Below are 542 nucleotides of genomic sequence, written 5' to 3' on the forward strand. Positions count from 1 at the left end.
TTCTAAATATACACCAGTTGGTGCTTGGTACGTCTTTTCACCAGTTCTCGTAAAGGTAATCGCTGCACCATTTGCAGTATACAAAAGTAAATTATCTTCTGCATCTCGCCAAATAGATTCTTCTACACTACTAGACCAGCCATTACCAAAAATACCATTTCGGCCACCTTGGCTACTATAAGATCTCGTTAAGGAAGCATCTGGACCACGACCAGATAAAGTCATATCCTTTTCTTCCATTAAGAAGTTCCCGTTAAAAGCATTCACTTGCCCATTTAAAACTGGGATAGATGCCCAATAATCAAACATTCCACCGAATCCGAAATCTTCAGAGAACATAGGTACAAACGGCTGTGAAACGCTACTTTCAGCGTGTCCAACCTTACTATAGGCTGTTACACGGAACCAATATTTTTTAAAGCCACCATATTGACCACCCGAATTTCGATAGACTGGTGATGGATCCAACGATAGTTCTACACCTTTTTTATCATGATGCAGTAAAAATTGACCTTTCGCAATTTCATCTTTTGTTGGCCATA

General features: G+C 39.7%; 1 protein-coding gene. It reads right to left on the reverse strand.

What is annotated here, in order from left to right:
• Nucleotides 1-542: DUF6531 domain-containing protein (locus KVT34_RS29765; protein WP_217563245.1), on the reverse strand; the 542-nt coding region annotated here is incomplete at both ends.

It is taken from the genome of Paenibacillus sp. GbtcB18, from assembly GCF_019091125.1.
GTDB lineage: Bacteria > Bacillota > Bacilli > Paenibacillales > NBRC-103111 > Paenibacillus_F > Paenibacillus_F chitinolyticus.